A 13802-nucleotide genomic window follows, 5' to 3' on the forward strand; every position below is an offset into this window, starting at 1 on the left:
CTTTTCTTTTTTACAGCTTTTGTATTCCAATTGTTACTTCCTTTCAAACAAACTTTTCAGCGGCGATTAAGTCTTATCTACCAAGACTACATTATTAACCAAATGAGAATATTTTTTACCTGCCTTTTACTCTTTTCTTTTTCCTTTATTTATGCCCAGCAGAAAACCGCTTCCATTAGTGGTCGGATAATTCAATCAAAAGATAAAAAACCGATCGATTACGCCTCTATCGCGATAAAAAACCTTAAGGATTCTAGTGTTGTAGGCTCTGCAACTACCCTTGCCGATGGTAAGTTCATTTTTAAAAACCTTCAGCCTGGTTCTTACAGGTTATATGCAGCTTTTTTGGGTTTGAAGAATGCAACTAAAGATTTTACGATAACCGGTGATCAAACAGCTATTGCTTTAGGAGATATAGCACTGGAATCTGGTAGTATCGATTTACAAACGGTTGAAATAAAAGCGGAGGTACCCCCAATTGTAGTGAAAAAAGACACCCTTGAATTCAACGCAAGTTCTTTTAAAACGGTAGAAAATGCTGTTGTTGAAGATTTATTGAAAAAACTACCAGGCGTAGAAGTAGATAAGGCTGGAACGGTAAAAGCCCAGGGTGAAACAATTACCAAAGTTAAGGTTGATGGTAAAGAATTTTTTGGCAACGACCCACTATTGGCAACTAAAAACCTTCCTGCTGATATGATTGATAAAATTCAGATTATTGATGAACTATCAGACCAGGCGCAGTTTACTGGAATTGATGATGGAACGAGAACTAAAATTATTAACATCACCACAAGAAAAGATAAAAAGAACGGCTATTTCGGTAACAGTAGCATAGGTTATGGCTCCGACGACAGGTATGATATCAATGCCAATGTCAACCGCTTTAACAAAGATCAGCAAATGAGCGTTGTTGCACAGTTTAATAATGTTAATAAACAGAACTTTGGGGGTGGTTTAGGAGGTAATGGCGGTGCTGGCGGACGTAGTACCGGTATAACCAATACGAATGCACTGGGGTTTAACTTTGCCGACACTTATTCGGATCAGACACAGATTAATGCCAGTTACTTTTTTAATAAAACAGAGAACCTGATCCTCAGAAATAGTGTTACTCAAAACTTATTGGGAGATATCACAACAGTTTTTAATAATAACCAGAACAATACTTCCAACAGGTTAAACCATCGGCTAACCTTTATGGTCGATACCAAAATCGATTCATTAACTTCGCTGCGTGTTCAGCCTACATTAAGTTATACGGATAATGAAAGTTTAAATAATAGTATCTACACAAGGGATTACAGCACTTACACCACTAATGGATCACAAGTGCTCAATAACCATAACACAGCACCATCAATAAACAATAATATTCTTTTTCGCCGAAAATTCATGCGTCGCGGAAGAACTTTATCGTTGAATTTTAATACGAGCATTAATAATAACGATGCTGATAATTATAATAATATTACTGATAACACAGTAAACGCAGGTGTTACAACCCAGAAAATTACCAATCAGTATAACGATCAGCAATCTGAATCACTCAATCAAACCACACGGTTGGTTTATACTGAACCATTATCACGGATGTTGAGCCTGGAATTTAACTATCAGAATGGCTATAACCACAATACATCAGATCGGTTTACCTACAACTATAATCCAGCAACTTTGAAATACGATTTACTTGATTTAACTTATACTAACTCATACGAGAATACTATTTTAACCAACACTGCAGGTTTCAGTTTTAATGGAAATGGGAAGAAATATAATTGGAATATTGGCATGGCCGTTCAAAATACCGATCGTAAGAATAATAATTTGACACAAAATTACATACTGAAGCAGAATGTATTTAACTACACGCCTTCTGCCATGTACCGTTATAATTTCAGTAACAGTAAACGATTAGTTATTAACTATCGTGGAAGTACAAATCAACCCACCATACAACAGTTGCAACCAATTCCAAATAATACGAATACACAAAGTATTCCGGTCGGAAACCCTGATTTAAAACCAGAGTTTAATAATAACTTAAGAATTGCCTACAATACGTTTACGGTAGGTAAAAACCGTTCATTGTTTATCAACCTTAACCTTACACAAACATCAAACAAAATTGCCAACAGCAGCAGTTTAATACAAAGCGGGATTAACCAAGGTAAACTTGCCGTGCTTCCAGTAAACGTAAACGGAACTTATGCCGGTTCAGTTTCATCATCATTAAGTTTACCACTCATGTCCGAAAATAAGTTAAACTTTCATATTAATGTAAATGGAAGCTACGATAGAGATGTCAACTTTACCAACTCATTAAAAAATATAACAAATAGCTGGTCCGTAACGAACGGTTATCGCCTGGTTTCAAATCTCGAGAAGCTAGATTTAACCGCGGGTGTGAATGGTTCTATTAACCGCTCTACTTATTCGGTTCAGCCAAATTCCAATACAAGATATTACACTTTTAGCCCGAATATCAGTGTAAGTTACATGTTTCCGGGTGAAATCAGATGGTCGGTAGACGCAGATTACAACCAGAACACTGGTCGGGGTGAAGGATTTGATACACATTTTACATTGGTTAATTCTTACATCAGTAAACAGTTTTTTAAAAACCGCGGAACTTTTAAAGCTGCGGTAAACGATTTACTGAACCAAAACCAGGGTATTACGAGAACTGCAAATAATAATACCATTCAGGATGTGAGCTATAATGTTCTAAAACGTTATTTTATGTTTTCATTTACTTATGCTCTGAACAGGATGGGAGGTAAAAACAGAATTAATATGCGTGGTGAAGGCATGGGACAAGGAAACAGGGGCGGTGGTTTCGGTGGTGGCGGAAGAAGAAATTAAGATCTAATCGTATCAGTTAAATTACGGCAATAATTGCTGCTTATTTGGAATAAATCTAAAGAAAGGGTAACTTGCAGCCAAAATTTAGCACATGAAGCTTTCGCACCTAAAAGTTGGAGAAAAAGGAACAATCGTTGCATTTACCGATTTAGATTTATCCGTAAAACTAATGGAAATGGGCTGTTTGCCAGGCGAAGTTGTGGAAGTTGAACGCTTTGCTCCGCTTGGAGATCCAATGGCTATTCGTGTTGCTGGTTATCAGCTTTGCTTACGTAAAAGTGAGGCCGATGTCATTATCATTCAATAAATAAGTTAGTTTGGATATTAAAGTTGCATTAGTTGGTAATCCCAATACAGGTAAATCTACTTTGTTTAACCGTTTAACCGGATTAAACCAAAAAATAGGAAATTTTCCAGGTATCACAGTCGATAAGAAAACAGGCCATACAAAGCTTGCCAATGGTAAAGCGGCTGAAATTATCGATTTACCGGGTACCTATAGCTTATATCCAAAAAGTAATGATGAAAGTATCGTTTTTCAGGTATTGGCCGATAAAGAAAACAAAAGCCACCCTGATGTAATTGTACTTATTGCCGATGCCACCAATCTAAAGAGAAATCTGCTTTTGTATTCGCAGGTAGCAGATTTGGGTATTCCAATGATTCTTGCTTTAAACATGACTGATCTTTCGGAAAAGCAAGGGATAAATATCGATTTAAATAAATTGGCAGAAAAATTAGGGGTTCAGGTAGTTTCTATATCAGCCCGAAATAATATCGGTATTGATAAGCTAAAACAGGCAATTGCTAATACCAATAAAGTAGCAACACAACTCCAGGATGTTGATGTTAACGTATTGGCCCCTGAAGCCATAAATGCTATTAAAGCAAAAATTAACTCGGATAACGATTACTATGCCTTGCAGGTTTTACACCAGCACGAGCATTTAACTTTCTTTACTGAAAAAGAACAGGAAGAAATTGAGCAGATAGAGGTATCAAATCATTTCGAGTCTTCAAAAGTTCAGGCTGCAGAAACCATTGCCCGTTATAAACACCTCGGTACAATTTTAACTGGTGTAGTTACCGATAGAGGTGTAGAAAAGAAATTCACTTTCAGTGATAAACTTGATGCCGTTTTAACACATAAAGTATGGGGCTTTGCTATCTTTCTCTTCATACTCTTTGTAATCTTTAATGCAATTTTTGCATGGTCCTCATATCCTATGGATTGGATTGAAGGCGGTTTTGGTTTTATAACAGAGATGGGGCATGAATACCTTCCTGCCGGTATGCTTACCGATTTGGTTTTGGATGGCGTAATTGCCGGATTAGGCGGAATATTCGTTTTTATACCGCAGATAGCCATTTTGTTTGCCTTTATATCAATACTCGAAGATACAGGTTACATGGCCAGGGTTACTTTTATGATGGATAAAATCATGAGTAAAGTGGGCCTTAACGGTAAGTCTGTAGTACCGATGATAGGTGGTTTAGCTTGTGCCGTACCATCAATTATGGCAGCAAGAAACATCGAAAACTGGAAAGACCGAATGATTACTATTTTGGTAACTCCATTGGTGAGTTGTTCTGCAAGGCTACCAGTTTATATTTTAATTATTTCGCTTATTATTCCTTCTAAAACCATTTTGGGCGTGTTTAACCTTCAGGGGCTTGCCTTAATGGTAATGTATCTTGTGGGGATAATTGCAGCGGTACTGGTTGCCTGGGTAATGAAATTCATTATCAAAACTAAAGAGCGTGCTTACTTCATTATGGAACTTCCTGTTTATCGCATGCCACGGTGGAAAAATGTGCTTTATACCATGTACGAGAAATCTAAAACCTTTGTTTTCGAAGCTGGTAAGGTAATTATTGCCATTTCCATTATTCTTTGGGTAATGGCTTCTTTTGGCCCGGGAAATCGTTTCGAAAATATAGATAAGAAATACGAATCGGCACTTGCTGACAGTACCAAAAATACAACACACGTAGAAACACTCATTGCTACTGAGAAATTAGAAAACTCCTATGTAGGGCTTCTTGGCCAGTGGATTGAACCTGTAATCCGCCCGTTAGGTTACGATTGGAAAATAGGTATTGGCTTAATTACATCTTTTGCTGCCCGCGAAGCCTTTGTGGGCACAATGGCAACCATATATAGCGTAGATGGGGGAGATGAAGATACTTCGACAATCAGGGAAAGAATGGCGGCATCTGTTAACAGTAAAACAGGCTTACCTGTGTATACTTTCGCTGCGGGAATTTCCTTGATGCTTTTTTATGCCTTTGCTATGCAATGCATGAGTACCGTCGCCGTTGTTTACCGCGAAACAAAAGGCTGGAAATGGCCGGTTATTCAACTCGCGTATATGACGGCCATGGCTTATATCGCAGCCTTAATCGCTTATCAACTGTTAAAATAAAATTGATTAGAAGAGCAGTTATAGTATCATTTTTAAGCATGCTCACGCTTTCTGTTTTACTCATCCACAGCTTAAAAAGCTGTGGCTTCATGTTCACGCCAATCGGGTCTGAATGGCTAATGTTTTAATACTATTTTCGGCTGGGTGCCTATAACTTAGCTATCCAAACACACTGCTATCCATCGCTCAAACCATAGCTGCTTAAACACTGCATATTAGCCCAGCTCAATTTGTCTTTTAATACTCTCTTCCAATGATATTAAAGTTTCAGTACGTTGTATGCCATTCACTGCCTGAATTTCTTCGTTTAGAACATGGCGAAGATGGTTCGTGTCCCGACAAATAATCTTCGCAAACATACTGTAAGCACCTGTTGTATAATGTAACTCTACAACCTCTTTTATTTTGCTCAGTTGTGCTACCGCATCTTTATATTGTATACCTTTTTCCAGATAAATACCTAAAAAGGCACAGATATCATAACCTGCCTTTTGCGGGTCGATGATTAAATGAGAGCCTTTAATGATGCCCATTTCCTGTAATTTCTTCATCCTGACATGAATAGTTCCGCCCGAAACAATTAAGTCTTTAGCAATTTCAGTATATGGTTTTGTGGCATCCTGCATCAATTGCTTCAATATATCAATGTCGAGGTTGTCAATTTCTAAATTGGAATTGTCTTTTTTAAGCATATTTTTGAATTTTGATAAGCGAATTTAATAAAAATTAACAATATCACAAAAATAAAATTAAATGATTAAAATATTTGCAAGGTATTTACACATCCATTACATTTGTATTAAGCAAATAACAAAAAGAAACGTTCTTTAACAAATTGCTTAACATACTGTAGGGTGGTGAAACAGGCAGACACACCTCCTTGTCTCGGTGGCGGAGAATAATGGGAAAACCAGCAATGGCTAACCACTCCTTGAAGGTTCGATTCCTTCCCCTACAGCTGTTTCAGTTTGCAGTAGCCAATATACAGTTAGCGTTAACTGAGAATTGAAAACTGCTTACTGAATACTTAACAATGTTGGGTGGTGAAATTGGCAGACACGCCTCCTTGTCTCGGTGGTGGGGAATAATGGGACAAACGCAGTTTATTGGGTTGACCACAAATTAATTTTTTGAACTGTAGCTAACTACCCCTTGAAGGTTCGACTCCTTCCCCAACAGCATTTTTTATGAATAATAAGTTAGTTAATTGAGCAATCCTGGATAGGTTGCTCTTTTTCTTTTTAATGCTTTTTAAACAAAAAAGGAGCAAAAATTTTGCCCCCTTTCTGAATAATATCTCTATGACCATTAAACAGTCATTACATCTTTTTCTTTTGCTTCGGCGTGTTTATCAACTTTAACAATGTATGCATCAGTTAATTTTTGTACTTCACCTTCGCCGGTTTTAATCTCATCATCAGAAACGCCTTCGCCTTTTAATTTCTGGATTTTAGTGTTGGCATCCTTACGAATGTTACGTACAGTAATACGACCGCGTTCAGCCTCTTCCTTTACTTTTTTAACCAACTCTTTCCTGCGTTCTTCAGTTAACGGTGGTACAACCAAACGGATAACGATACCATCATTTTGTGGATTGATGCCAATGTTTGCAACCTGAATTGCTTTCTCGATTACCGTTAAAAGCGATTTCTCCCATGGCTGTATTACAATAGTTCTGGCATCAGGAGTATTAATGCTTGCTACCTGAGCTAAAGCAGTTTGTGCGCCGTAATAATCTACAAAAATTCCATCAAGCATTCCTGCAGATGCTTTACCAGCTCTTATTTTAGTTAATTCAGCTTCGCAATGATCGATGGCCTTATCCATTGAAGATTGGGCATCCATTAATTGCAACTGTATGAGTTCGTTCATAATTGTGTGTATTTCTACAAAAATAATAATTTTAAATGCTATTTTACTAAAGTACCAATCGCTTCGCCATTGGCAATTTTCATGAAGTTACCATGTTTATTCATATCAAACACAATAATCGGAACCTTGTTTTCTTCGCAAAGCGTAAAGGCAGTCATGTCCATTACATTTAAACCTTTGGCATAAACTTCTTTGAAAGTAATTTCTTCGTACTTAGTAGCCGAAGGGTCTTTCTCCGGATCGGCAGTATAAATCCCATCTACACGTGTTCCTTTTAACACTGCATCGGCTTTAATTTCAATTGCTCTTAAGGCTGCGGCCGAATCAGTAGTAAAATAAGGATTACCTGTACCAGCACCAAAAATAACAACACGGCCTTTTTCCAGGTGGCGAACAGCTCTTCTGCGAATAAAAGGCTCACAAATTTGCTCCATTTTAATGGCTGTAAGCAAACGTGTTTTTAAGCCAACTTTCTCAAGGGCATCTTGTAATGCCATTGAATTAATAACTGTTGCTAACATGCCCATATAATCTGCCTGGGCTCTGTCCATCCCACTTTTTTCGGCGCTTAGGCCTCTAAAGATATTTCCTCCTCCAATTACGATGGCTATTTCTAATCCTTTATCGTGCACTGCTTTAATATCTTCAGCATATTGTTTAACACGTTCATTATCAATACCGTATTGTTTGTCGCCCATTAGCGATTCGCCGCTAAGCTTTAGTAGGATGCGTTTGTATTTCATGACCTCAAAAATATTAACATTTTTTTAATACTTGACTATGCTTTTTCATAATTGATGTAAATATTTAGATTGATATTTTTTCACCTCTGAATATTACCTCTAAGAGATTTAAGTTTTCATCGAGTACCAGTAAGTCTGCAGCTTTATTAATGGCAATTTCTCCGGTCAGTTTTTCTATTCCAATTAGTTGCGATGGATATTTTGTAGCCATGTTTAAAGCTTCAGCTAAAGAAATATCACAATGTTGCACACAATTTTTAACAGCCTGTAACATGGTTAACGAGGAGCCTGATAAAGTTCCATCAGGCATAACGAACTTATCTCCGCTTTTTATATGCTGATAAGGCCCTTTTGAACATGCTGTCACGGCATCTGTAATTAAAAACAGTCGGTCGCCTAATAACTTCTTTGCAAATTTTACCACTTCAAAATCAACATGTTGTCCGTCTGCAATAATACTGGCAACTGCTTTATCATGATTGAACAAAGCAGTTAGTATCCCAGGTTCGCGGTGATGAATCGGGCTCATGGCATTGAAAAGATGGGTGGTAGTTTGGATGCCCTTGTTATAAGCAGCTGTGGCCTCATCAAAAGTAGCATTACTATGCCCAAGCGAAACGACAATACCATTATCCAGTAAATAAGTAATTACTTCATCATCTTGCAATTCCGGAGCAATAGTCATCATTTTAATTACACCATCAGCAAAATCCAGTAAAGCTTTAATCTCATCTAAAGAAGCCTTTCTGACAAATTCCGGAACATGTGCACCCAAGCGTTTAGGGTTTAAAAAAGGGCCTTCAAGGTGTAGACCTAAGCAGTTTTTTGCAGTTGAACGGTGTTCCTTTGCTGCTTTAATACATTCGCTAAAAACCTCGGGGGTATTAGTTGCCATACAAGCCAAAAAACCGGTTGTACCTTTTTTAAGTAAATCATTTTCGATGATCGTTAACGATTCTACAGTAGGTTGAGCAGAGAACAACCTGCCACCTGCACCGTAAATTTGTAAATCGATAAAACCTGGAACAACTAGTGATTCAGTGGTGCTGTTAGCTTCAGAGTTTTGAATTGACACAATTTTACCACCCTGGATATTTATACTTTTTCCTTCTTGTAAATTATCGTTCTGGTAAAATTTTATATTGGATAGGTTTAGCATAGATGTATTTTTTAAAAGTATCTAATTTACTAAGTTGATAATGAATTTTTTGCTTTTATGTCGAAGCTTTAACAATAATCCCGAGTATGTGGAAATGCTTTTTGTTGCATTGATCCCAAATACACTGTCGTGCTGAGGCACGAAGCATCTGCAACCGATGAAACAGATTCTTCTTTCCTTAGAATGACAAAAGTTTAGAAAAAGATTAATAGCGTCACTGCAGTTCCAAAGTTTTACATCTCATCCGTTTCCTAAAAAACAGGCAAAAAAAAACCGTCCTGATTTGCATCGGGACGGTTTCTATAATTTTAATAATGCTTATGCACCTAATTGAACGCGTTTGAAAGCAGTTACTGTTAAACCTTTAGCTGTGTTATCTAAAAATTTACGAACATCTATTGAACCGTCTTTAACAAACTCCTGGTTTAATAAAGTACTGTCTTTGTAGAATTTATTTAATTTACCAGCAGCGATTTTTTCAACCATTTCTTCTGGTTTGCCTTCCTGACGGATAACGTCTTTAGCAATTTCGATTTCACGCTCAACAGTAGCAGGATCAACACCGTCTTTATCAACAGCAACCGGGTTCATAGCTGCAATCTGCATTGCAACATCTTTACCAGCTTCAGTGATATCTGCACCGTTAGCACCAGCAAATACTACTAAAACGCCCATTTTGCCATTAGAGTGGATATAAGAAACGATTTTCTCACCAGAGATATTTGCATATTCCTGGATAACGATTTTCTCTCCAATTTTACCTGTTAATTCAGTGATAGTTTCAGCAACTGAACGTCCATCTTCTAAAGCAATCGCTGATAATTCTTCAACAGTAGCAGGGTTGTTAGCAACAGCTGCAGCTAAAATAGACTGAGCTAAATTACGGAAATCCTCAACTTTAGAAACTGGCTCAGTTTCGCAAGCTAGAGCAACTAATTTACCATTTGTACCGTCAGCTGAAACATTGATTGATACCAAGCCTTCAGAAGTAGCATTACCAGAACGAGCGGCTGATACTTTTTGACCTTTTTTACGCAATAAATCAACAGCAGCTTCGAAATCGCCATTTGATTCTACTAATGCTTTTTTGCAATCCATCATACCAGCGCCAGTTTGTTGGCGTAGTTTATTTACATCTGCGGCAGTAATTTGTACTGTAGACATTTTATTTCCTTTTTTAAATTTATAATCTTGTTATAACAATTACAGGTTACAAGTTACAAGCGCCAAGTTAAACTCATGTTAAGCCAACTTAAAACCTGAAACCAGTAACCTGCAATTAAAAAATATTACTATTCTTCTGTTTTAGTTTCTTCTGATGAAGATGCTTCAACTTCTGCCTCAGCAGCTTTTTTACGTCTTGGCTCTTTTGCTTCCGGAGCATCAGCTGCAGCTTTAACAGCTACTGCTTCTTTTTCTGCCTCATCGTCTTTTTCGCGTTTACGTTCTTCTAAACCTTCTTCGATCGCTTTGATAATTACATCAGTAATTAAAGAGATTGATTTTGTAGCATCATCATTCGCAGGGATTGGGAAATCGATGTTAGAAGGATCAGAGTTCGTATCAACCATCGCAAAAGTTGGGATGTTTAATTTTAACGCTTCAGTAACTGCAATGTGCTCTTTCTTAACATCAATTAAGAATAAAGCTGCTGGTAAACGGTTTAAATCAGCAATACCACCTAAAAGTGATTCTAATTTAATACGCTCACGCTGAATCATTAAACGCTCTTTTTTAGATAAAATAGCATAAGTACCGTCTTTAGTCATTTTATCGATGTTAGACATCTTTTTGATTGACTTACGTACTGTAGCAAAGTTAGTTAACATACCACCTAACCAACGCTCGGTTACGAAAGGCATGTTTACTTTTTTAGCTTGCTCAGCTACGATTCCTTTTGCTTGTTTTTTTGTTGATACAAATAAAACTTTACGTCCTGATTTTACGATTTGTTTAATCGCAGCCGCAGCTTCTTCAGTTTTAGTTAAAGTTTTGTTTAAATCTATAATGTGGATTCCATTACGCTCCATGAAAATGTAAGGAGCCATTTTTGGATTCCATTTACGGGTAAGGTGACCAAAGTGTACACCTGCATCCAATAAGTCTTGATAAGTTGTTCTTGCCATTGTTCTTGCCTCCTGTGATTAACGTTTACTGAATTGGAATTTCTTACGGGCTTTAGCACGTCCTGGTTTCTTACGCTCAACCATACGCATATCACGCGTCATTAGGCCTTTAGCACGTAAAGCAGGTTTTTTCTCCGCATCTAGTTCAACAATCGCTTTAGCAATAGCTAAACGAACAGCTTCTGCTTGTCCTTTTACTCCACCGCCTTGAACATTTACAGTGATATCATAACGACCAGCAAGTTCAGCAACTTCTAAACTTTGGTTTACGATATATTGTAAAGGTAAAGTAGGGAAATATTCTTTGTGATCTTTACCGTTAACGGTAATTGCGCCAGCACCATCTTTTAAGTAGATACGTGCTACAGCTGTTTTTCTTCTTCCTGAAGTGTTAGTAACTGACATTTCTTAAAGTTTAATGGTTTTTGGAGATTGAGCTGCATGAGGGTGGTTTGCACCAGCATACACAAAAAGATTAGTGTATAATTTTTTACCCAATTTAGTTTTCGGTAACATACCACGTACCGCTTTCTCGATTACACGTTGAGGGTGTTTCGCCATTAACTCTTTTGGAGAGATAAAACGTTGACCACCTGGATAACCAGTATATGAAACATATTCTTTTTCGCTGAATTTGTTTCCTGTCAATTTAACCTTGTCCGCATTGATAACAATTACGTTATCACCGCAGTCTACGTGTGGGGTGTACTCAGGCTTGTTTTTACCACGGATGATCATTGCGATCTTCGATGACAAGCGCCCCAAAATCTCGCCTTCCGCATCAACAACAACCCACTGCTTGTTTACAGTTTTAGCATTGGCCGAGACAGTTTTGTAACTTAACGTATTCACTTGCTTGTATTTAATTTATTAAACAATTTATTATTCCCATTAAAATTGGGACTGCAAAGATAGATAGAATACTTTTATTATCAAATAGTTGGTGAGAAAAATTTTGATATTGATTTATTAAAGATAACCGTCATGCTGAATTTATTTCAGCATCTGCTTTAATGAAAAGATATTTACAGAATATGTAAAGCAATTCCAGTAATTCTTCGGTTAGCTTCGGCCGGGCTTTCCGCTAAATCTTTTAAATGACTCCTGCAATGCTGTGGAACGAAGGATCTGTTTCATAGGCTGTAGATGCTTCGTACCTCAGCATGACATTGTGAACGAAGAATCTGCAAATTTAAAAGGATATCGCTGCAATCCCGTTTAGGAAACTTTGGTTTATCATACTATTATCTGCTGGGCGCAAAAGCCTACAAATCATCGGGCTTAAATCCAATCCTCTTTCTCGGCTCCATTAGCCATTGGTGTAATCTCGTAAATATTCTTACAATCCGAATCGCCCGCTGGCTGTTTAAACACTTGGAAGCATCAGAGCACCGTATGCTGTAAATGCATATCGAATCTTTCTTCTTCCATCGGCAACTTGAAGCCGCAATTTGCCACTTCAAACAATAAACAATACCTGTTGTTAAATTAATATCCCTTAACCAACAAATTTGTTTATGCAGTACCTTGATACTTTTTTCGGCTATCCCATTCCTATATTTTTTAAAAATCTGATTATCGGTGTCATTGCTATATTGCTAGGTACTTTAGTCAGGTTCATCATTCACAAAATATTTATTTTACTTTCCCGCTGGTGGGATTTTATCATCATAAAATCAACAATTAAACATTTACATGGACCAGTAGCGGTTTTTATTCCATTGCTATTTCTTAATTTTTCGCTCGATTTAATGGTAATGCCAGCTGCAATCCGAATTCCTTTAGCTAAATGTCTGGAAATTGCACTCACAATCACCTTTGCCTTAATCTTAGTCAGGTTAATAAATGTGCTCGAAGACTTTTTCTACCTTAAATATGACCTTAACAAAGAGAATAATTTAAAGGAGCGAAAAATAAGGACTCAACTTCAGTTTGTAAGGAAGTTTATCGTATCCTTAATCATTCTTATTACTGCAGCCATTATTTTATTGAGTTTCGATAGTATGCGTAAAATAGGTGCAGGTTTGCTAACTGGTGTAGGTATTGGTGGAATTATTATTGGTTTTGCCGCACAGAAATCGCTGGGGAATTTACTCGCAGGTTTCCAAATCGCTTTTACTCAACCTATACGGATTGATGATGTACTAATTGTTGAGGGGGAATGGGGTAAAGTTGAAGAAATTACTCTGACCTATGTAGTGGTAAATATATGGGATCAAAGGAGGTTAATTCTTCCGATTACTTATTTTATAGAAAAGCCATTTCAAAACTGGACAAGGGTTTCGGCAGATTTATTAGGCACAGTTTTCTTATATCTTGATTACACGATTCCAATAGAACCCTTACGTCAGGAAATGACAAGGCTTTTAAATTTAAATCCACTTTGGGATAAAAGGGTAAATGTGGTACAGGTTACAGATAGTACTAAAGATGGGGCGATAGAGGTGCGTTTTCTGATGAGTGCCTCTAACTCTTCACGGGCTTTTGATTTACGCTGCAATATCCGGGAGGCAATGATTACTTTCATCCAAACGGATTATCCGGAAAGCTTACCAAAGAAAAGGCTGGAGTTTAAAGATAAACCTGAAAATATATGATTTCACCACCT

General features: G+C 37.3%; 12 protein-coding genes and 2 tRNA genes. 6 read left to right on the plus strand and 8 right to left on the minus strand.

The genetic code is table 11. The features are described from left to right. The first annotated feature begins 102 nt into the window (after window positions 1–102). The 3 genes from R2R71_RS16835 to feoB all read left to right on the plus strand — a co-directional run bounded on the left by R2R71_RS16835 (window position 103) and on the right by feoB (window position 5294). A complete protein-coding gene (locus R2R71_RS16835) occupies window positions 103–2868 on the plus strand; it encodes an outer membrane beta-barrel family protein (protein ID WP_316832445.1) in 2766 nt (921 codons plus the stop codon). A gap of 91 nt (window positions 2869–2959) precedes the next feature. Further along, window positions 2960–3175, plus strand: a complete 216-nt coding sequence (locus R2R71_RS16840; RefSeq protein ID WP_316755335.1) for a FeoA family protein — start codon at window positions 2960–2962, stop codon at window positions 3173–3175. A 10-nt stretch (window positions 3176–3185) separates the two neighbouring features. Further along, a complete protein-coding gene (gene feoB, locus R2R71_RS16845; protein ID WP_316832446.1) occupies window positions 3186–5294 on the plus strand; it encodes a ferrous iron transport protein B in 2109 nt (702 codons plus the stop codon). Window positions 5295–5509: 215 nt separating this feature from the next. On the opposite strand, the gene R2R71_RS16850 is transcribed toward feoB, so the two are convergent. Continuing rightward, a complete protein-coding gene (locus R2R71_RS16850; protein ID WP_025145395.1) occupies window positions 5510–5986 on the minus strand; it encodes an Lrp/AsnC ligand binding domain-containing protein in 477 nt (158 codons plus the stop codon). Window positions 5987–6142: 156 nt separating this feature from the next. Here R2R71_RS16850 and R2R71_RS16855 point away from each other — a divergent pair. Both R2R71_RS16855 and R2R71_RS16860 read left to right on the plus strand, forming a co-directional pair. After that, window positions 6143–6252: transfer RNA gene (locus R2R71_RS16855), tRNA-Asp, on the plus strand. Window positions 6253–6328: 76 nt separating this feature from the next. Next, window positions 6329–6473: transfer RNA gene (locus tag R2R71_RS16860), tRNA-Asp, on the plus strand. 129 nt (window positions 6474–6602) lie between these two features. Here R2R71_RS16860 and frr read toward each other — a convergent pair. From frr to rplM, 7 genes are all read right to left on the minus strand, one after another. Next, the gene (gene frr / locus R2R71_RS16865; protein ID WP_316832447.1) at window positions 6603–7166 is read right to left on the minus strand and encodes a ribosome recycling factor; all 564 of its coding nucleotides are present in this window, start codon (window positions 7164–7166) and stop codon (window positions 6603–6605) included. 38 nt (window positions 7167–7204) lie between these two features. Further along, window positions 7205–7909 carry a UMP kinase gene (gene pyrH, locus R2R71_RS16870; RefSeq protein WP_316832448.1) on the minus strand — a complete coding sequence of 235 codons (705 nt, stop codon included), beginning with the start codon at window positions 7907–7909 and terminating at the stop codon, window positions 7205–7207. A gap of 64 nt (window positions 7910–7973) precedes the next feature. Next, window positions 7974–9068 (minus strand): N-acetylglucosamine-6-phosphate deacetylase, encoded by a 1095-nt coding sequence (gene nagA / locus R2R71_RS16875; protein ID WP_316832449.1) that lies wholly within the window; start codon window positions 9066–9068, stop codon window positions 7974–7976. A gap of 318 nt (window positions 9069–9386) precedes the next feature. Next, a complete protein-coding gene (gene tsf / locus R2R71_RS16880) occupies window positions 9387–10232 on the minus strand; it encodes a translation elongation factor Ts (protein WP_316832450.1) in 846 nt (281 codons plus the stop codon). A 128-nt stretch (window positions 10233–10360) separates the two neighbouring features. Next, complete coding sequence (gene rpsB, locus R2R71_RS16885) at window positions 10361–11194, minus strand: 30S ribosomal protein S2 (RefSeq protein ID WP_316832451.1); 834 nt, start codon at window positions 11192–11194, stop codon at window positions 10361–10363. An 18-nt stretch (window positions 11195–11212) separates the two neighbouring features. Beyond that, window positions 11213–11599: a 30S ribosomal protein S9 gene (gene rpsI / locus R2R71_RS16890; RefSeq protein WP_039481187.1), complete on the minus strand. Its 387-nt coding sequence runs from the start codon at window positions 11597–11599 to the stop codon at window positions 11213–11215. 3 nt (window positions 11600–11602) lie between these two features. Beyond that, a complete protein-coding gene (rplM, locus tag R2R71_RS16895; RefSeq protein ID WP_316832452.1) occupies window positions 11603–12046 on the minus strand; it encodes a 50S ribosomal protein L13 in 444 nt (147 codons plus the stop codon). Between the two features lie 665 nt (window positions 12047–12711). On the opposite strand from rplM, the gene R2R71_RS16900 reads away from it, so the two are divergent. Further along, window positions 12712–13791: a mechanosensitive ion channel family protein gene (locus tag R2R71_RS16900; protein WP_316832453.1), complete on the plus strand. Its 1080-nt coding sequence runs from the start codon at window positions 12712–12714 to the stop codon at window positions 13789–13791. Window positions 13792–13802 lie beyond the last annotated feature (11 nt).

The organism is Pedobacter aquatilis (assembly GCF_032678405.1).
In the GTDB taxonomy this organism is placed as follows: domain Bacteria; phylum Bacteroidota; class Bacteroidia; order Sphingobacteriales; family Sphingobacteriaceae; genus Pedobacter; species Pedobacter aquatilis_A.